Here is a 17,965-nt window from a genome sequence, read left to right on the forward strand (position 1 = left end):
CATGACAGCGACTATAAAGCTCGGCCAATTGGCCGAGTTCCTCGGCGCCACCCTGAGTGGCGACGCGGAGAAGGAAATTACTGGGCTAGCCACTTTGCAAGAGGCTGGCCCAGCTCAGTTGAGCTTTCTGGCAAATCCTCAATACCGTAAATACCTCGCGGACAGCAAGGCTGCAGCACTGTTGCTGAAGGCTGCTGATGCCGAAGGTTTTGCCGGTAACGTGCTGATCGTGCCTGACCCGTATCTGGCGTACGCGCGCATCTCCCATCTGTTCGACCCCAAACCCAAAGCGGCTGCCGGTGTTCATCCGACGGCAGTGATTGCGGCGGACGCGGTGGTTGACCCGGCGGCGAGCATCGGTGCGTTTGCGGTGATCGAAAGCGGCGCTCGGATTGCGGCGGGTGTCACCGTTGGCGCGCATTGCTTCATCGGCGCGCGCTGCGAGATTGGCGAGGGCGGTTGGCTGGCTCCGCGGGTCACGCTGTACCACGACGTGCGCATTGGCAAACGCGTGGTGATTCAGTCGGGCGCCGTGCTCGGTGGCGAAGGTTTCGGTTTCGCCAACGAGAAAGGCGTGTGGCAGAAGATCGCGCAGATTGGCGGCGTGCTTGTCGGTGACGACGTCGAGATTGGCGTCAACACCGCTATCGATCGCGGGGCGCTGGCCGATACCGTGCTGGGCAATGGTGTGAAGCTCGACAACCAGATCCAGATCGCGCACAACGTCCAGGTCGGTGATCACACCGCCATGGCGGCGTGCGTGGGCATCTCCGGCAGCACCAAGATCGGCAAGCATTGCATGCTCGCCGGCGGTGTCGGGCTGGTGGGGCATATCGAGATTTGCGACAACGTTTTCCTGACCGGGATGACCATGGTGACCCACTCGATTACCGAGCCGGGTTCCTATTCTTCCGGGACAGCCATGCAGCCGGCTGCCGAGTGGCGCAAAAGCGCGGCACGCATCCGTCAGCTCGATGACATCGCGCGGCGTCTGCGACAGTTGGAAAAGCGAGTAGGGGACGTGACCCCTGGCGATAATGCTTCATCAGATGGCTGATACCATTTCCATATCAAGTGTGCACAGCCGCTAGACTGCCTCCTTGATTTGCTAGAGGGGTGCGCGTCAGTCGCGCGCTCCCAATCTTTACATAGGCTTCCCCCCGAAATGATGGACATCAACGAGATTCGCGAATACCTGCCTCACCGTTACCCGTTCCTGTTGGTGGACCGGGTCGTGGAACTGGATGTGGAAGGCAAGCGCATTCGCGCCTACAAGAATGTCAGCATCAACGAGCCGTTCTTCAATGGTCACTTCCCTGCGCATCCAATCATGCCGGGCGTACTGATCATCGAAGCAATGGCTCAGGCTGCCGGTATCCTTGGCTTCAAAATGCTCGACGTGAAGCCAGCTGACGGCACGCTTTACTACTTCGTCGGCTCCGACAAGCTGCGTTTTCGCCAGCCTGTCACCCCCGGCGATCAGTTGATCCTCGAAGCCCGTTTCATCAGCTGCAAGCGCCAGATCTGGAAGTTCGAGTGCCAGGCTTCGGTCGACGGCAAACCAGTCTGCTCCGCTGAAATCATCTGCGCGGAACGCAAACTATGAGTTTGATTGACCCTCGCGCAATCATCGATCCGACAGCCGTACTGGCTGAGGGTGTCGAGGTCGGCCCATGGTCGATCGTCGGCGCAGGTGTGGAAATCGGCGAGGGGACAGTGATCGGGCCGCATGTAATTCTTAAAGGCCCGACCCGCATCGGCAAGCACAACCGCATTTACCAGTTTTCCTCGGTAGGTGAGGACACGCCCGATCTGAAATACAAGGGTGAAGAAACCCGCCTGGTCATCGGTGACCACAACGTCATCCGTGAAGGCGTGACGATTCACCGTGGCACTGTGCAGGACCGCGCCGAAACCACCCTCGGTGATCACAACCTGGTGATGGCCTATGCGCACATCGGCCACGACAGCGTGATCGGCAACCACTGCATTCTGGTCAACAACACCGCGCTGGCTGGCCATGTGCACGTTGACGACTGGGCGATCCTTTCCGGTTTCACCCTGGTTCACCAGTATTGCCACATCGGCGCCCACAGCTTTTCCGGTATGGGCACCGCCATCGGCAAAGACGTTCCCGCGTATGTCACGGTGTTCGGCAACCCTGCCGAAGCCCGCAGCATGAACTTCGAAGGCATGCGCCGTCGCGGTTTCAGCGAGGACGCCATCCACGCCTTGCGTCGCGCCTACAAGGTGGTTTACCGCCAGGGCCTGACGGTTGACCAGGCGCTCGCCGAACTGTCCGAACCTTCGGCACAGTTCCCGGAAGTCGCGGTATTCCGTGATTCCATCCAGTCTTCGACTCGCGGCATCACTCGTTAATCATGGCTAATTTGCGTATTGCGCTGGTAGCGGGTGAGGCTTCCGGTGACATTCTGGGCGCCGGTTTGATGCGTGCTCTCAAGGCACAGCACCCGGCGGTGGAGTTCATCGGCGTCGGTGGCCCGTTGATGCAGGCTGAAGGCCTGACCTCGTACTTCCCGATGGAACGGCTGTCGGTCATGGGCCTGGTGGAAGTGCTCGGCCGCTTGCGCGAGTTGCTCGCGCGGCGCAAGAAACTGGTCGCCGACCTGATCGCTGAGAAGCCGGACGTGTTCATCGGCATCGATGCGCCGGACTTCAACCTCAACATCGAACTGAAGCTGCGTCAGGCCGGGATCAAAACCGTGCATTACGTCAGCCCGTCGGTGTGGGCATGGCGGCAGAAGCGCGTGTTGAAGATTCGCGAAGGCTGCGACTTGATGCTGACGCTGTTTCCGTTCGAAGCCAAATTCTACGAAGAGAAGGGCGTGCCGGTGCGTTTCGTCGGGCACTCGCTGGCCGATGCGATTCCGCTGCAAGCCGACCGCGCCGCCGCGCGCGCCGAACTCGGTTTGCCGGACGGGCCGTTAGTGGCGCTGATGCCGGGCAGTCGCGGCGGTGAAGTCGGGCGTCTCGGTGCGCTGTTCCTCGATACCGCCCAGCGTTTGCGCGCATTGCGCCCCGGTGTGCGTTTTGTGGTGCCGTGCGCCAACCCCGAACGCCGCGCGCAACTCGAAGAACTGCTGGCCGGGCGCGATCTGCCGCTGACATTGCTCGACGGCAAATCCCATCTGGCGCTGGCGGCCTGCGACGCGGTGTTGATCGCTTCCGGCACGGCGACGCTTGAAGCGTTGCTGTACAAACGGCCGATGGTCGTTGCGTATCGCTTGGCGCCGCTGACGTTCTGGATTCTCAAGCGCATGGTCAAAAGTCCTTACGTCTCGCTGCCCAACTTGCTAGCCCAGCGCCTGTTGGTCCCGGAGTTGTTACAGGACGATGCGACGGTCGAAGCGCTGGCCCAGACCTTGTCGCCATTGATCGAGGGCGGCGAGGAGCAGACTCGCGGTTTCGACGAGATTCACCGCACCCTTCGTCTGGACGCCTCCAACCAGGCGGCGGACGCCGTGCTAAAACTGATCGGCGAAATACAATGAGTAAGACAAGCATGCAAATGGGGCTGGATTTCACTTTGGTTGCAGAAGCCGTGGATTTGGTTGCCGGAGTTGACGAAGTCGGTCGCGGTCCGCTGTGCGGCGCCGTGGTCACCGCTGCGGTGATCCTTGATCCGATGCGACCGATCATCGGCCTCAATGATTCGAAGAAGCTCACCGAAGCGCGCCGCGAAAAGCTCTACGACGAAATCTGCGAGAAGGCGCTGAGCTGGTGCATCGCTCGCGCTGAAGTCGAAGAAATCGACGAACTGAACATCCTCCACGCCACCATGCTGGCCATGCAACGCGCTATCGAAGGCCTGCACATTCAGCCGAAACTGGCGATGATCGACGGCAACCGCTGCCCCAAATTGTCGATGCGCGCCGAAGCGGTGGTGCAGGGCGACGGCAAGGTCCCGGCGATTGCTGCGGCATCGATTCTGGCCAAGGTCAGCCGCGACCGCGAGATGGCCGCGTTCGAATTGATCTATCCGGGTTACGGAATGGGCGGCCACAAAGGCTACCCGACGCCCGTTCATCTGGAAGCGCTGGCCCGTCTCGGACCGACGCCGATTCACCGACGCTCGTTCGCCCCGGTGCGTTTGGCGTACGAGGCGCGGGAAAACCTGATTGTGATTTAGTCGCAAGGCTGATGTTTTTTCCAAGGCCCGGTACAATCCGGGCCTTGTTGTTTTCATGACATAACGCAGGATCACCATGCCGGCTTCATTCGTTCACCTACGCCTGCACACTGAATATTCCCTGGTCGACGGTCTGGTGCGGATCAAACCGCTGGTCAAGACCTTGGTCGGCATGAACATGCCTGCCGTTGCGGTCACCGACCAGAACAACATGTGTTCGCTGGTCAAATTCTATAAAGCTGCCATGGGCGCAGGCATCAAGCCTATCTGCGGCGCCGACCTGTGGCTGTCGAACAAGGATCCGGACAACGCGCTGAGCCGGATCAGCCTGCTGGCGATGAACGGCGTCGGTTATCGCAACCTCACTGAACTGATCTCGCGCGGGTTTATCGACGGTCAGCGTAATGGCTCGATCATCATCGAGCGCGAGTGGGTGGCCGAAGCGAGCCAAGGCTTGATCATGCTGTCGGCGGCCAAGGAGGGCGAGATCGGCCTGGCCATGCTCGGCGGCAACCCGGCCGAAGCGGAAAAACTCGCGCGGGAATGGATGGCGGTGTTCCCGGACCGTTTTTACCTGGAAATCCAGCGCACCAGCCGCCCCAATGACGAAGAACAATTGCACGGCGCCGTGGCCCTGGCCGAGAAAATCGGCGCGCCGCTGGTGGCGACCAACGATGTGCGCTTCATCAAGCAGGAAGATTTCGAGGCGCACGAAACCCGCGTCTGCATCGGTGAGGGCCGCGCCCTCGACGATCCGCGGCGTTCGAAGAATTACAGCGATCAGCAATACCTGAAAAGTGCCGAGGAAATGGCTGAGCTGTTCAGCGATATTCCCGAGGCGCTGGCCAACACGGTCGAGATCGCGAAGCGCTGCAACATCGAAGTGAAGCTCGGCAAGCACTTCCTGCCCAACTTCCCGATCCCCGATGGCATGACCATCGACGAGTATTTCCGCAAGGTGTCGTTCGATGGCCTGGAAGATCGCCTTAGCGTGCTGCTGCCCAAGGACACCACCGAAGACTACGAAACCAAGCGTCAGGTCTACGTCGACCGGCTGAATTTCGAGCTGGATATCATCATCCAGATGGGCTTCCCCGGTTACTTCCTGATCGTTATGGACTTTATCCAGTGGGCCAAAAGCAACGGCGTGCCAGTAGGACCGGGGCGTGGATCGGGTGCCGGGTCGCTGGTGGCCTATGTGCAGAAGATTACCGACCTCGACCCGCTGGAATATGACCTGCTGTTCGAACGTTTCCTTAACCCGGAACGGGTCTCGATGCCCGACTTCGACGTCGACTTCTGCATGGATGGCCGGGACCGCGTGATCGAATACGTGGCCGAAAAATACGGTCGCAACGCGGTCAGCCAGATCATCACCTTCGGTTCGATGGCGGCCAAGGCTGTGGTCCGTGACGTGGCGCGGGTGCAGGGCAAGTCCTACGGCTTGGCGGATCGCCTGTCGAAGATGATTCCGTTCGAAGTCGGCATGACCCTGGAAAAAGCCTACGAGCAGGAAGAAATCCTCCGCGACTTCATCAAGGTCGATGAAGAAGCCGCGGAAATCTGGGACATGGCACGCAAGCTCGAAGGCGTTGTGCGTAACGTCGGTAAACACGCCGGTGGTGTGGTGATCGCGCCGACCAAACTGACTGACTTCTCGCCGATCTATTGCGACGAAGCCGGCGACGGTCTGGTAACCCAGTTCGACAAGGATGACGTCGAGGCGGCCGGCCTGGTGAAGTTCGACTTCCTCGGTCTGCGAACGCTGACGGTGATCGACTGGGCGCTGAAAACCATCAACCGCGACCGCGCCAAAGTCGATCAGCCGCCGCTGGACATTGCGTTCATTCCGCTGGATGACAAGCCGACTTACCAGTTGCTGCAAAAGGCTGAAACAACTGCGGTGTTCCAGCTCGAGTCGCGCGGCATGAAAGAGCTGATCAAAAAGCTCAAGCCCGACTGCCTGGAAGACTTGATCGCACTGGTCGCTCTGTTCCGTCCGGGCCCGCTGCAATCGGGCATGGTTGACGACTTTATCAACCGTAAGCACGGTCGCGCCGAGCTGGCGTATCCGCACTCGGATTATCAATACGAAGGCCTCAAGCCAGTATTGGCGCCGACTTACGGCATCATCCTGTATCAAGAACAGGTGATGCAGATCGCCCAGGTAATGGCCGGTTACACCCTCGGCGGTGCGGACATGCTGCGTCGCGCCATGGGTAAGAAAAAACCCGAAGAAATGGCCAAGCAGCGCGGCGGTTTTATTGAAGGTTGCAAGACCAACAATATCGAAGCCGACCTTGCCGGTAACATTTTCGACCTGGTGGAAAAATTCGCCGGTTACGGTTTCAACAAGTCTCACTCCGCCGCTTATGGTCTGGTGTCGTACCAGACTGCATGGCTGAAAACCCATTACCCGGCGCCGTTCATGGCTGCGGTACTGTCGGCGGACATGCACAACACCGACAAGGTCGTGACCTTGATCGAAGAAATTCGCACCATGAAGCTGCGTCTCGACGCGCCGGATGTGAATACTTCGGAATTCAAGTTCACGGTGAACGACGAGGGCCGGATCATCTATGGCCTCGGCGCGATCAAGGGTGTCGGCGAAGGTCCGGTGGAAGCGATTACCGAAGCGCGTCAGGACGGGCCGTTCAAGGACCTGTTCGACTTCTGCGCGCGGGTCGACCTCAAACGCATTAACAAACGTACCCTCGACGGTCTGATCCGCAGCGGTGCGCTGGATCGTCTGGGGCCGTACTTCCATGACGAAACCAAAGCCTATCAGGCCAATATCGACCGCAACCGCGCGGTGTTGCTGAACGCAATGGAAGGCGCGATCAAAGCCGCCGAGCAGACCGCGCGCACCCACGACAGCGGCCACGCCGACCTGTTTGGCGGGTTGTTCGTCGAAGAAGACGCCGACGTTTATGCCAACCACCGCAAGGCCAAGGAGCTGACTCTGAAGGAACGCCTGAAAGGTGAGAAAGACACCTTGGGCCTGTACCTGACCGGTCACCCGATTGACGAATACGAAGGCGAGATTCGCCGTTTTGCCCGCCAGCGCATCATCGACCTGAAACCGGCGCGCGATACCCAGACCGTCGCCGGCATGATCATCGCACTGCGAGTGATGAAGAACAAAAAGGGCGACAAGATGGGTTTCATCACCCTCGACGACCGCTCCGGCCGGATCGAAGCGTCGCTGTTTGCCGAAGCGTTCCATTCCGCGCAGTCGCTGTTGCAGACCGACGCGATGGTGGTGGTCGAAGGCGAAGTCAGCAACGATGACTTCTCCGGCGGTTTGCGCTTGCGGGTCAAACGCGTGATGAGCATGGAAGATGCGCGGACCAACCTCGCTGAAAGCCTGCGCCTGAAGCTGCACACCAAGGATTTGAAAGGCGATCAGCTACGCTGGTTGGGTGAATTGTTCAAGCGTCACCGCGGCGCGTGCCCGATCACCATGGAATACACCAGCCCCGATGCGAAGGCCTTGCTGCAGTTCGGCGAGACCTGGCGGATCGACCCGGCGGATGCGTTGATTCAAGCCTTGCGTGACCAGTTCGGGCGAGACAACGTCTTCCTCCAATACCGTTGACGGTCAGGCTCGATTACCAACGCCTGATCTCGACCTGAATTTTTAATCTCGACCTGAACGCGCCTCTCCCTTAAGGTAGGGCGCGAATAGACAACCGGCCGGCCCAAGCTCTCTTGGAAGTCGACCCAAGACGGACGCCTATGAACCCGAATTTTCTAGATTTCGAACAGCCGATCGCCGACCTGCAAGCCAAGATCGAAGAGTTGCGCTTGGTCGGTAATGACAATTCGCTGAATATCGGCGATGAGATCTCCCGCCTGCAGGACAAGAGCAGCACCTTGACCGAAGACATCTTCGGCAAGCTGACCAGCTGGCAGATCGCGCGCCTGGCGCGTCACCCGAAACGTCCGTACACCTTGGACTACATCGAGCACATCTTCACTGAGTTCGATGAGTTACACGGCGACCGTCACTTCTCCGACGACGCCGCCATTGTTGGCGGTATCGCGCGTCTGAATGATGAGCCGGTGATGATCATCGGTCACCAGAAGGGCCGCGAAGTGCGCGAGAAAGTTCGCCGCAATTTCGGCATGCCACGTCCGGAAGGCTATCGCAAAGCGTGCCGCCTGATGGAAATGGCCGAACGTTTCAAAATGCCGATCCTGACCTTCATTGATACCCCGGGCGCCTACCCTGGCATCGACGCCGAAGAGCGCAACCAGAGCGAAGCGATTGCCTGGAACCTGCGTGTCATGGCGCGTCTGAAGACGCCGATCATCGCCACCGTCATCGGTGAAGGTGGTTCCGGCGGTGCTTTGGCAATCGGCGTTTGCGATCAACTGAACATGCTGCAGTACTCGACCTACGCGGTGATTTCGCCGGAAGGTTGCGCATCGATTCTGTGGAAAACCGCAGAAAAGGCACCGGATGCTGCTGAAGCGATGGGCATTACTGCCGAGCGTCTGAAAGGCCTGGGTATCGTGGATAAGGTCATCGGCGAACCACTGGGCGGCGCGCATCGCGATCCAGCGGCTGCTGCGGCTTCGATCCGTGCCGAGCTGAGCTCGCAACTGGCGATGTTGAAGGGCTTCGACACCGAAGCGCTGCTGACCCGCCGTTATGAGCGCTTGATGAGCTACGGCCTCTAAGCCGAGCACTTGCTCTTGTAGGAGCAAGGCTTGCCCGCGAAGGGGGCGCCTCGGTTTTAATGACCGACCGCGTTATCGTTCATCGCGAGCAAGCTCGGCTCCTACAGGTTTTGGTGTACTCATGACACTTGGCGCAGTACTTCTAGGGCAGCTTGCCCCGTGGCGCAACGCCGCAACTTGGCGCATCGCGTTCTCCGGCGGACTCGATTCCACCGTCCTGCTGCACCTTCTGGCCAATCTCGCAAAATCCCACTCCCTGCCGGCGCTCAGCGCCCTGCATGTCCACCACGGTTTGCAACCGGCGGCGGATGCGTGGCCGGCGCATTGTCAGGCCATCTGCGATGGCTTGGGCGTGCCGCTGAAAATCGTGCGCGTGCAGGTTCAGCCCGGCGCCAGCCTGGAACGTGCCGCGCGGGAGGCGCGTTATGGCGCTTTCATTGAGGCGACGCAGTGCAGCGAGGTGCTGCTGACCGCCCAGCACCGTGACGATCAGGCTGAAACCTTGCTGTTTCGCCTGTTGCGTGGTGCCGGTGTGAGAGGGCTGTCGGCAATGCCGAGCCAGCGAGCGCTGGGTCACGGGCACCTGTTTCGGCCGCTGCTCAACATCAGCCGCGCCGAACTCGAAACCTATGCCCGCGCGCATCAATTGCGCTGGATCGACGACCCGTCGAATCAGGATCGCCAGTTCTCGCGCAATTACCTGCGCCACCAAGTGTTGCCGATCCTCACCGAACGCTGGCCGCAAGCCCCAGCGACCATCGCGCGCAGTGCCGCACATCTGCGCGAGGCCCAGCAACTGCTCGACGAGTTGGCGCAGATTGATCTCGCCGCAGCCGCTGGCAGCAATGATTTTGCGTGGCTGGGGTTGCCGTCGCTGGACTTGGCGTCGCTGCAAAAGCTTTCCGCGGCCCGTCAACGTAATGCCTTGAGCAATTGGCTGAACCAGCGCACGCGGATGCCCGACAGCGACCATTGGTCGGGATGGGAGAATCTTCGCGACGCCACCGGCGATGCGCGTCCGATCTGGCGCTTGGCCGACGGTGAATTGCATCGCAGCGTTGGGCGCATCTGGTGGTTATCCGGTCCATGGCTGCGCACGCCGTCGATGGTTTTGAGCTGGTCAAATCCCGAATCATCTTTGATGTTGCCGGATAACGGCCTGCTGACTTTGAGCGGGCGGCTCCCCGATGGGCCGCTGCTGATCCGCTATCGTCAGGGCGGCGAAGTCATGCATCTGCCCGAGCGCGGCCATCGCGACCTGAAGCGTTTGCTTAACGAAAGGGGCGTACCGTCATTCGTGCGTGGCAGATTGCCGCTGCTCTATCGCGCCGACCAACTGCTTGCAGTGGCGGGGTTGCGGGGGTTGAACGGGGAGGCGGGCGAAGGCTGGAATTTACATTGGCAGCCGCCGAGCGAAGATCAAGGTTTGAGCTGATAGGGGCTTTCCGGTAGACTACGCTCCCTTCTTGATACAACTTCTGTGGATTCGCCTGAATTGCAGGAGTTGCCGATTACCAAGCAGTCTTTGCTGGGCGATTCCAAAAAATGTGTAGCGAGCAACGCACCGGAGTTTCATCTCCCGGTCTGTCACAACGCGGCGGTTTTTTTGAAAGGTGCACTGTGATTAATGCAGGTGATCGGGGGCTTCGGCCTTCCTTCGCTTTCCCCGGCGGCTCGGACCGCTTTAACGCAGACTTCTAGGGTTTTTCATGACGCGCTACATATTCGTCACGGGCGGTGTTGTTTCTTCATTGGGGAAAGGCATTGCCTCGGCTTCATTGGCGGCCATCCTGGAGGCGCGGGGACTTAAGGTCACCATGCTGAAGCTGGACCCGTACATCAACGTTGACCCGGGCACCATGAGCCCGTTCCAGCACGGTGAAGTGTTCGTCACCCACGACGGCGCCGAGACCGACCTGGACCTGGGCCACTACGAGCGGTTCATCCGCACGACCATGACCCAGAACAACAACTTCACCACTGGCCGTGTCTACGAACACGTGCTGCGCAAAGAGCGCCGTGGTGATTACCTGGGCGCGACCATTCAGGTGATCCCGCACATCACCGACGAAATCAAGCGCCGCATCATCAAGGGTGCCGGCGACGCTGACGTGGCGATGGTCGAGATCGGTGGCACCGTCGGTGACATCGAGTCGCAACCGTTCCTCGAAGCCATTCGTCAATTGCGTTTCGAAGTCGGCGCCAAGCGCGCGATGCTGATGCACCTGACGCTGGTGCCGTACATCGCCACTGCCGGCGAAACCAAAACCAAACCAACCCAGCACTCGGTCAAGGAACTGCGTTCCATCGGCCTGCAGCCTGACGTGCTGGTGTGCCGCTCCGATCACCCGATCGACATCTCGTCGCGTCGCAAGATCGCCCAGTTCACCAACGTTGAAGAACGTGCGGTGATTGCGCTGGAAGACGCCGACACCATCTACAAGATCCCGGGCATCCTGCACTCGCAAGGCCTGGACGATTTTGTTGTCGAGCGTTTCGGCCTGCAATGTGGCGGCGCCGATCTGTCCGAGTGGGAAGCCGTGGTCGACGCCAAGCTCAACCCTGAGCATGAAGTCACCATCGCCATGGTCGGCAAGTACATGGAACTGCTGGACGCCTACAAGTCGCTGATCGAAGCGATGAGTCACGCCGGCATCAGCAACCGCACCAAGGTCAACCTGCGCTACATCGATTCCGAAGACATCGAAAACCAGGGCACCGCGCTGCTCGAAGGTGTCGACGCGATCCTCGTTCCGGGCGGCTTCGGTCTGCGCGGCGTGGAAGGCAAGATCACCGCCGTGCAATACGCTCGCGAAAACAAGGTTCCGTACCTCGGCATCTGCCTCGGCATGCAAGTGGCGGTCATCGAGTTCGCCCGTAACGTGCTGGGCTGGAAAGACGCCAACTCCACCGAGTTCGATCGCGCCAGCGGTCACCCGGTCGTGGGCCTGATCACCGAGTGGGAAGATGCCACCGGCGCGGTCGAAACCCGTACCGAAGCGTCCGATCTGGGCGGCACCATGCGTCTCGGCGCACAGGATTGCCTGCTGGAGCCGGGTTCGCTGGTTCACGATTGCTACGCCAAAGACGTGATCGTCGAACGTCACCGTCATCGTTACGAAGTGAACAACAACCTGCTGCCGCAAATCATGGAAGCCGGCCTGAAAATCTCCGGTCGTTCCGGTGATGGCGCGTTGGTCGAAGTGGTCGAAGCACCGGATCATCCTTGGTTCGTCGCTTGCCAGTTCCACCCGGAGTTCACCTCGACACCGCGCGACGGTCACCCGTTGTTCACCGGTTTCGTCAAAGCAGCGTTGACTCAACACCAGAAGAAGGCTTGATTCCAATGGCGCAGAAGATCATCCGTGTAGGCGATATCGAGATTGCCAACGACAAGCCAATGGTGCTTTTCGGTGGCATGAACGTGCTGGAAAGCCGCGACATGGCGATGCAGGTCTGCGAAGAGTACGTAAAGGTTACCGAGAAACTCGGTATCCCTTACGTGTTCAAGGCCAGTTTCGACAAGGCTAACCGTTCCTCCGTGACCTCTTACCGTGGCCCCGGCCTGGAAGAGGGCATGCGTATTTTCCAGGACATCAAGCAAGCCTTCGGCGTGCCGATCATCACCGACGTCCACGAGCCTGATCAGGCTGCGGTCGTCGCTGAAGTCTGCGACATCATTCAGTTGCCGGCCTTCCTGTCGCGCCAGACCGACCTCGTGGTCGCGATGGCCAAGACTGGCGCGGTGATCAACATCAAGAAAGCCCAATTCCTTGCGCCGCACGAGATGAAACACATCCTGAGCAAATGCGTGGAAGCGGGTAATGATCAGTTGATCCTCTGCGAGCGTGGTTCGAGCTTCGGCTACAACAATCTGGTCGTCGACATGCTCGGCTTCGGCATCATGAAGCAGTTCGAATACCCGGTGTTCTTCGACGTGACTCACGCGCTGCAAATGCCTGGTGGTCGTTCCGATTCCGCCGGCGGGCGTCGCGCCCAGGTCACCGATCTGGCCAAGGCCGGCATCAGCCAGTCGCTGGCCGGTCTGTTCCTCGAAGCACACCCGGACCCGGACAACGCCAAATGCGACGGCCCTTGTGCCTTGCGCCTGGACAAACTGGAGCCATTCCTGGCCCAGCTCAAAGCTCTGGACGAACTGGTCAAGAGTTTTCCGACGGTAGAAACCGCGTAAACCTCATTGCTCCCTGTAGGAGCAGAGCTTGCTCGCGATGGCGCCCGAGAGAGCGCCGTCAGCGAGTCAGTCTTGTGTAACAATGCGGCCCACAAGTTATAAATCGATCTGTACGAGCGTTTCGTCAACTTTGGAGTGTTTACAACAATGGCAAAAATCGTCGACATCAAAGGTCGTGAAGTTCTCGACTCCCGTGGCAATCCCACCGTCGAAGCGGACGTGCTTCTCGATAACGGCATCATCGGTAGCGCTTGCGCGCCGTCCGGTGCTTCCACTGGCTCGCGTGAAGCGCTCGAGCTGCGTGATGGCGACAAAAGCCGTTACCTGGGCAAAGGTGTACTCAAAGCTGTAGCCAACATCAACGGTCCGATTCGCGACCTGCTGTTGGGTACCGATCCAAGCGACCAGAAAGCCCTCGATCACGCGATGATCAAGCTCGACGGTACGGAAAACAAAGGTTCGCTGGGCGCCAACGCGATCCTCGCCGTTTCCTTGGCCGCAGCCAAGGCCGCAGCACAGGACCAGGACCTGCCGCTGTACGCGCACATCGCCAACCTCAACGGCACGCCGGGTGTTTACTCGATGCCGGTGCCGATGATGAACATCATCAACGGTGGCGAACACGCCGATAACAACGTCGACATCCAGGAATTCATGGTGCAGCCGGTTGGCGCCAAGTCTTTCTCGGAAGGTCTGCGCATGGGCACCGAGATTTTCCATCACTTGAAAGCTGTGCTGAAGGCCCGTGGCCTGAGCACTGCAGTCGGCGATGAAGGTGGTTTCGCGCCTAACCTGGCGTCCAACGAAGACGCCTTGAAAGTGATCTCCGAAGCCGTGGCCAACGCCGGTTACACCTTGGGCACTGACGTGACTCTGGCACTGGACTGCGCGGCCAGCGAATTCTACGAAGACGGCAAATACAACCTGTCTGGCGAAGGCCAGGTGTTCACCGCTGAAGGTTTCGCTGATTACCTGAAAGGCCTGACCGAACGTTATCCGATCATCTCGATCGAAGATGGCCTGGACGAGTCCGACTGGGCTGGCTGGAAGATCCTAACCGACAAGATCGGCGAGAAGACCCAACTGGTAGGCGACGACCTGTTCGTAACCAACACCGAGATCCTGAAAGAAGGCATCGATAAAAAGATCGCCAACTCGATCCTGATCAAGTTCAACCAGATCGGCACCCTGACCGAAACCCTGGAGGCCATCCAGATGGCCAAGGCTGCCGGTTACACCGCCGTAATCTCGCACCGCTCCGGCGAAACCGAAGATTCGACCATTGCCGACCTGGCCGTGGGCACTGCGGCTGGCCAGATCAAGACCGGTTCGCTGTGCCGTTCCGATCGCGTGTCCAAGTACAACCAACTGCTGCGTATCGAAGAGCAGTTGAATGGCAAAGCCAAGTACAACGGTCGCAGCGAATTCCGCGGTTAAGCTGGACGTGGTAAAAAGCGCTACACAGAAAAAAAGGTATCGGATTGTGTCGAAATAAGTCGCGACAGCGATGGATTTGCCACTAATCTGATGCCTTGAGAGCACAAGCCTGGGTCTTCCAGGCTTCGTGCTATCAGAAGCTTCATAGTTTTGGCATGGCTGTCTTTTTTCACTGGATACCTGATATTCGATGCGCAGTCCCAATTGGTTGTTCCTCGTTTTGCTCCTGCTGCTGGCTGGCCTGCAATACCGCCTGTGGGTGGGAAATGGCAGCCTGGCGCAAGTGGCCGAGCTGACTCAGCAGATCGCAGATCAACACGCTGAGAACGAAGGCTTGCTGGAGCGCAATCGGGTGATGGACGCCGAAGTCAGTGAGTTGAAGAAAGGCATGGAGACCGTTGAAGAGCGGGCTCGTCATGAGCTGGGTATGGTCAAGGACGGTGAAACCCTTTACCAGTTGGCTCAATGATCCAGTCGTTACCGGCCTTCTGGGCCGTGATTCCTGCCGCGGGCGTCGGTGCCCGAATGGCTGCGGACCGTCCCAAGCAATACCTGCAACTGGGCGGCCGAACAATTCTCGAACACAGCCTCGGCTGTTTCCTTGACCATCCTTGCCTGAAAGGCCTGGTGGTCAGTCTTGCTGTTGATGATCCTTATTGGCCAAACCTGGCCTGTGCTGGCGATGCGCGGATTCAGCGCGTCGACGGCGGCGCCGAGCGTTCCGCTTCGGTGCTTAATGCCTTGCTGCATTTGCACGCATTGGGTGCCGACGAAGAAGACTGGGTGTTGGTGCACGACGCCGCGCGGCCCAATCTGGCGCGCGATGACCTGGACAAATTGCTTGGTGAACTGGCCGATGATGCGGTCGGTGGTTTGCTCGCAGTGCCGGCGCGGGACACGCTGAAGCGCGTCGACAAGCACGGGCGTGTAGTTGAAACCGTGGATCGCAGCGTGATCTGGCAAGCGTACACGCCGCAGATGTTTCGCCTCGGTGCGCTGCATCGGGCATTGGCTGACAGTCTGGTGGCGGATGCCGTTATCACTGACGAAGCGTCGGCGATGGAGTGGGCGGGGCTGGCGCCACGCTTGATTGAAGGGCGCTCGGATAACCTCAAGGTTACGCGGCCGGAAGATCTGGAATGGTTGCGGTTGCGTTGGGCTAATCGCCGCTGAGTTTTGTGGCGTTTGGCGAATGGCTATCGCGAGCAGGCTCACTCCTACAAGGTTATGCGTTGAATACAAATCCAGTGTAGGAGCGAGCTTGCTCGCGATGGCGGTGGTTCGGTCAACCCATCACTCAGACCCGATACTCCGGCCGCTCAGCCAACCCTTCCTTCAAATAATCCACCAACTTTCTCACCTTCGGCGACAGATGCCGTTGCTGCGGATACAGCGCCCACACGGCGGTATTCGGCGGTTGATGCGCTTCCAGTAACGAAATCAATTCGCCGCTCTTCAGATGCTCCAGCACGTAATAATCCGGCAACTGACACAACCCCACGCCTAACAGCGCCGCATCCAACACCGCTTGCCCACTGTTGCAACGCCAGTTGCCCTGCACACGCTGGGAAAATTCGCGGCCGTTCTGTTCCAGTTGCCACAGATCCGAACTGCCGATCAGGCAATTGTGCCGACTCAATTCCGACAAACTGTGTGGGCGGCCATACCGTTCCACGTAGGACGGTGACGCGCACAGGTACATGCGGCGCGGCGCCAGGCGTGCGGCCACCAGTCGCGAGTCCTGCAAGCGACCGAGGCGGATCGCCAGATCGAGGCCTTCATGCACCAGATCGAGCTGGCGATTGCTCAGCTCGATGTCGACCCGCAGTTGCGGATACAGCGCCATGAACCGGGTCACCAGCGGCACGATAAAGCGCTCGCCGTAGGCCACCGCGCAGGTCATGCGCAGCATGCCTTTGGGTTCGCTGGTCAGATCGCCGACCGCACGCAGCGCTTCTTCGCGGCCATCCTGCAAACGCTGGCAATGTTGCAGGAAGGTTTGCCCGGCTTCAGTCAGCGTCACTCGGCGCGTGCTGCGATACAGCAAGCGCGTCTGAAGTCGTTCTTCCAGACGTACGATTTGTCGACTGACATGCGAGGAAGAAACCCCAAGATGTTCCGCCGCAGCGGTGAACTGGCTGCATTCGGCGACGGCGACAAATTCGTCGATCCCTTCCCAACGGTTTTCAGACATCGCGGATTATCCCTGTACAGCAATAATATTTTGCGTTTGGCCCGATTATTCATCGTTCGGCCATGTATTACACTCCTGTTCTTGTTTTTATATTCATTCGATTCACTGGAGAGTCAGCATGATCAAGTCGCGCGCCGCCGTAGCCTTCGAGGCGAAGAAACCCCTTGAGATCGTTGAAGTCGATGTCGCCATGCCGAAGGCCGGTGAAGTTCTGCTTCGCGTCGTGGCCTCCGGGGTCTGCCACACCGACGCTTACACCTTGTCCGGCGCCGACCCGGAAGGCATCTTCCCGTCGATCCTCGGCCACGAAGGTGGCGCCGTGGTTGAAGCCATCGGCGAAGGCGTGACCTCGGTTGCGGTCGGCGATCACGTGATTCCGCTTTACACCCCGGAATGCCGCCAGTGCAAATACTGCCTGTCGGGCAAAACCAACCTGTGCCAGGCGATTCGTTCGACCCAAGGCAAAGGCCTGATGCCGGACGGCACTACGCGCTTTTCCTACAAGAGTCAGCCGATTTTCCACTATATGGGCACCTCGACTTTCTCCGAGTACACCGTGCTCCCGGAAATCTCCGTTGCGAAGATTCCGAAAGAAGCGCCACTGGAAAAAGTCTGCCTGCTCGGCTGCGGCGTCACCACCGGCATCGGCGCCGTGCTGAATACTGCCAAGGTCAAACCGGGTGACACCGTGGCTATTTTTGGTCTGGGCGGGATTGGCCTGTCGGCAGTGATCGGCGCTGCCAAAGCCAAGGCTGGGCGCATCATCGCGATCGACATCAACCCGGAGAAATTCGAGATCGCCAAGCAATTGGGTGCAACCGATTGCGTCAACCCGAAAGACTTCGATCGTCCGATCCAGGAAGTCATCGTCGACATGACCGATGGCGGCGTCGACTTCTCCTTCGAATGCATCGGCAACGTGCAACTGATGCGCGCAGCCCTTGAGTGCTGCCACAAGGGTTGGGGCGAATCGGTGATCATCGGTGTCGCCGGTGCTGGCCAGGAAATCGCCACGCGTCCATTCCAACTCGTGACCGGGCGCGTCTGGCGCGGGTCGGCGTTTGGTGGCGTGCGCGGTCGTACCGAGTTGCCGAGCTATGTCGAAATGGCCGAAACCGGCGAGATTCCTCTGGACACTTTCATCACCCACACCATGGGTCTGGAAGATATCAACAAGGCGTTCGACTTAATGCACGAAGGCAAGAGCATCCGTACCGTCATCCATTTCTAAAAAGCAGCGGTAAGCCGCAAGCCATAAGCTGCAAGCGAGCGCGCCTCGACTTGCAGCTTCAAGCTTGTGGCTTAC

The 17,965-nt window shown here is 59.3% G+C and carries 15 protein-coding genes; 14 read left to right on the top strand and 1 reads right to left on the bottom strand.

Going from position 1 to position 17,965, the window contains the following annotated elements; translation table 11 throughout:
- The first annotated feature begins 1 nt into the window (after position 1).
- From lpxD to ispD, 13 genes are all read left to right on the top strand, one after another.
- The gene (gene lpxD / locus FBY12_RS09200; protein WP_145252668.1) at positions 2-1,057 is read left to right on the top strand and encodes a UDP-3-O-(3-hydroxymyristoyl)glucosamine N-acyltransferase; all 1,056 of its coding nucleotides are present in this window, start codon (positions 2-4) and stop codon (positions 1,055-1,057) included.
- Positions 1,058-1,165: 108 nt separating this feature from the next.
- Positions 1,166-1,606: a 3-hydroxyacyl-ACP dehydratase FabZ gene (gene fabZ / locus FBY12_RS09205; RefSeq protein ID WP_017336708.1), complete on the top strand. Its 441-nt coding sequence runs from the start codon at positions 1,166-1,168 to the stop codon at positions 1,604-1,606.
- Entirely contained in the window at positions 1,603-2,379 is a 777-nt protein-coding gene (gene lpxA / locus FBY12_RS09210) for an acyl-ACP--UDP-N-acetylglucosamine O-acyltransferase (RefSeq protein WP_092272430.1), read from the top strand. Before fabZ ends, lpxA begins: the two co-directional genes overlap by 4 nt.
- A gap of 2 nt (positions 2,380-2,381) precedes the next feature.
- On the top strand, positions 2,382-3,512 hold the full coding sequence (gene lpxB, locus FBY12_RS09215) for a lipid-A-disaccharide synthase (protein ID WP_092272427.1): 1,131 nt from the start codon (positions 2,382-2,384) through the stop codon (positions 3,510-3,512).
- Positions 3,513-3,523: 11 nt separating this feature from the next.
- Entirely contained in the window at positions 3,524-4,150 is a 627-nt protein-coding gene (gene rnhB / locus FBY12_RS09220; RefSeq protein ID WP_121731100.1) for a ribonuclease HII, read from the top strand.
- A 76-nt stretch (positions 4,151-4,226) separates the two neighbouring features.
- The gene (gene dnaE / locus FBY12_RS09225) at positions 4,227-7,748 is read left to right on the top strand and encodes a DNA polymerase III subunit alpha (RefSeq protein WP_145252669.1); all 3,522 of its coding nucleotides are present in this window, start codon (positions 4,227-4,229) and stop codon (positions 7,746-7,748) included.
- A gap of 140 nt (positions 7,749-7,888) precedes the next feature.
- On the top strand, positions 7,889-8,836 hold the full coding sequence (locus FBY12_RS09230) for an acetyl-CoA carboxylase carboxyltransferase subunit alpha (RefSeq protein WP_092272419.1): 948 nt from the start codon (positions 7,889-7,891) through the stop codon (positions 8,834-8,836).
- Positions 8,837-8,957: 121 nt separating this feature from the next.
- Positions 8,958-10,271 (top strand): tRNA lysidine(34) synthetase TilS, encoded by a 1,314-nt coding sequence (gene tilS / locus FBY12_RS09235; protein WP_145252670.1) that lies wholly within the window; start codon positions 8,958-8,960, stop codon positions 10,269-10,271.
- A gap of 274 nt (positions 10,272-10,545) precedes the next feature.
- Positions 10,546-12,177 (top strand): CTP synthase, encoded by a 1,632-nt coding sequence (locus FBY12_RS09240; protein WP_092272412.1) that lies wholly within the window; start codon positions 10,546-10,548, stop codon positions 12,175-12,177.
- 5 nt (positions 12,178-12,182) lie between these two features.
- The gene (kdsA, locus tag FBY12_RS09245; protein ID WP_145252671.1) at positions 12,183-13,028 is read left to right on the top strand and encodes a 3-deoxy-8-phosphooctulonate synthase; all 846 of its coding nucleotides are present in this window, start codon (positions 12,183-12,185) and stop codon (positions 13,026-13,028) included.
- Between the two features lie 147 nt (positions 13,029-13,175).
- On the top strand, positions 13,176-14,465 hold the full coding sequence (eno, locus tag FBY12_RS09250; RefSeq protein WP_145252672.1) for a phosphopyruvate hydratase: 1,290 nt from the start codon (positions 13,176-13,178) through the stop codon (positions 14,463-14,465).
- Between the two features lie 190 nt (positions 14,466-14,655).
- A complete protein-coding gene (gene ftsB, locus FBY12_RS09255; protein WP_008028992.1) occupies positions 14,656-14,934 on the top strand; it encodes a cell division protein FtsB in 279 nt (92 codons plus the stop codon).
- A complete protein-coding gene (gene ispD / locus FBY12_RS09260; protein ID WP_101207659.1) occupies positions 14,931-15,638 on the top strand; it encodes a 2-C-methyl-D-erythritol 4-phosphate cytidylyltransferase in 708 nt (235 codons plus the stop codon). The genes ftsB and ispD overlap by 4 nt, the downstream gene beginning before the upstream one ends.
- A 124-nt stretch (positions 15,639-15,762) precedes the next feature.
- On the opposite strand, the gene FBY12_RS09265 is transcribed toward ispD, so the two are convergent.
- Positions 15,763-16,659, bottom strand: a complete 897-nt coding sequence (locus FBY12_RS09265) for a LysR substrate-binding domain-containing protein (protein WP_145252673.1) — start codon at positions 16,657-16,659, stop codon at positions 15,763-15,765.
- Between the two features lie 118 nt (positions 16,660-16,777).
- On the opposite strand from FBY12_RS09265, the gene FBY12_RS09270 reads away from it, so the two are divergent.
- Positions 16,778-17,890, top strand: coding sequence for an S-(hydroxymethyl)glutathione dehydrogenase/class III alcohol dehydrogenase (locus FBY12_RS09270; RefSeq protein ID WP_145252674.1), 1,113 nt, complete (start codon positions 16,778-16,780; stop codon positions 17,888-17,890).
- Positions 17,891-17,965: the final 75 nt, after the last annotated feature.

The sequence above is a fragment of the Pseudomonas sp. SJZ131 genome, assembly GCF_007828705.1.
In the GTDB taxonomy this organism is placed as follows: Bacteria; Pseudomonadota; Gammaproteobacteria; order Pseudomonadales; family Pseudomonadaceae; genus Aquipseudomonas; species Aquipseudomonas prosekii.

Excerpts from the sequence above, each read along its gene's own strand:
- lpxD (WP_145252668.1), top strand. The coding sequence starts at position 2 with ATGACAGCGACTATAAAGCTCGGCCAATTGGCCGAGTTCCTCGGCGCC.
- fabZ (WP_017336708.1), top strand. The coding sequence starts at position 1,166 with ATGATGGACATCAACGAGATTCGCGAATACCTGCCTCACCGTTACCCG.
- lpxA (WP_092272430.1), top strand. The coding sequence starts at position 1,603 with ATGAGTTTGATTGACCCTCGCGCAATCATCGATCCGACAGCCGTACTG.
- lpxB (WP_092272427.1), top strand. The coding sequence starts at position 2,382 with ATGGCTAATTTGCGTATTGCGCTGGTAGCGGGTGAGGCTTCCGGTGAC.
- rnhB (WP_121731100.1), top strand. The coding sequence starts at position 3,524 with ATGCAAATGGGGCTGGATTTCACTTTGGTTGCAGAAGCCGTGGATTTG.
- dnaE (WP_145252669.1), top strand. The coding sequence starts at position 4,227 with ATGCCGGCTTCATTCGTTCACCTACGCCTGCACACTGAATATTCCCTG.
- FBY12_RS09230 (WP_092272419.1), top strand. The coding sequence starts at position 7,889 with ATGAACCCGAATTTTCTAGATTTCGAACAGCCGATCGCCGACCTGCAA.
- tilS (WP_145252670.1), top strand. The coding sequence starts at position 8,958 with ATGACACTTGGCGCAGTACTTCTAGGGCAGCTTGCCCCGTGGCGCAAC.
- FBY12_RS09240 (WP_092272412.1), top strand. The coding sequence starts at position 10,546 with ATGACGCGCTACATATTCGTCACGGGCGGTGTTGTTTCTTCATTGGGG.
- kdsA (WP_145252671.1), top strand. The coding sequence starts at position 12,183 with ATGGCGCAGAAGATCATCCGTGTAGGCGATATCGAGATTGCCAACGAC.
- eno (WP_145252672.1), top strand. The coding sequence starts at position 13,176 with ATGGCAAAAATCGTCGACATCAAAGGTCGTGAAGTTCTCGACTCCCGT.
- ftsB (WP_008028992.1), top strand. The coding sequence starts at position 14,656 with ATGCGCAGTCCCAATTGGTTGTTCCTCGTTTTGCTCCTGCTGCTGGCT.
- ispD (WP_101207659.1), top strand. The coding sequence starts at position 14,931 with ATGATCCAGTCGTTACCGGCCTTCTGGGCCGTGATTCCTGCCGCGGGC.
- FBY12_RS09265 (WP_145252673.1), bottom strand. The coding sequence starts at position 16,659 with ATGTCTGAAAACCGTTGGGAAGGGATCGACGAATTTGTCGCCGTCGCC.
- FBY12_RS09270 (WP_145252674.1), top strand. The coding sequence starts at position 16,778 with ATGATCAAGTCGCGCGCCGCCGTAGCCTTCGAGGCGAAGAAACCCCTT.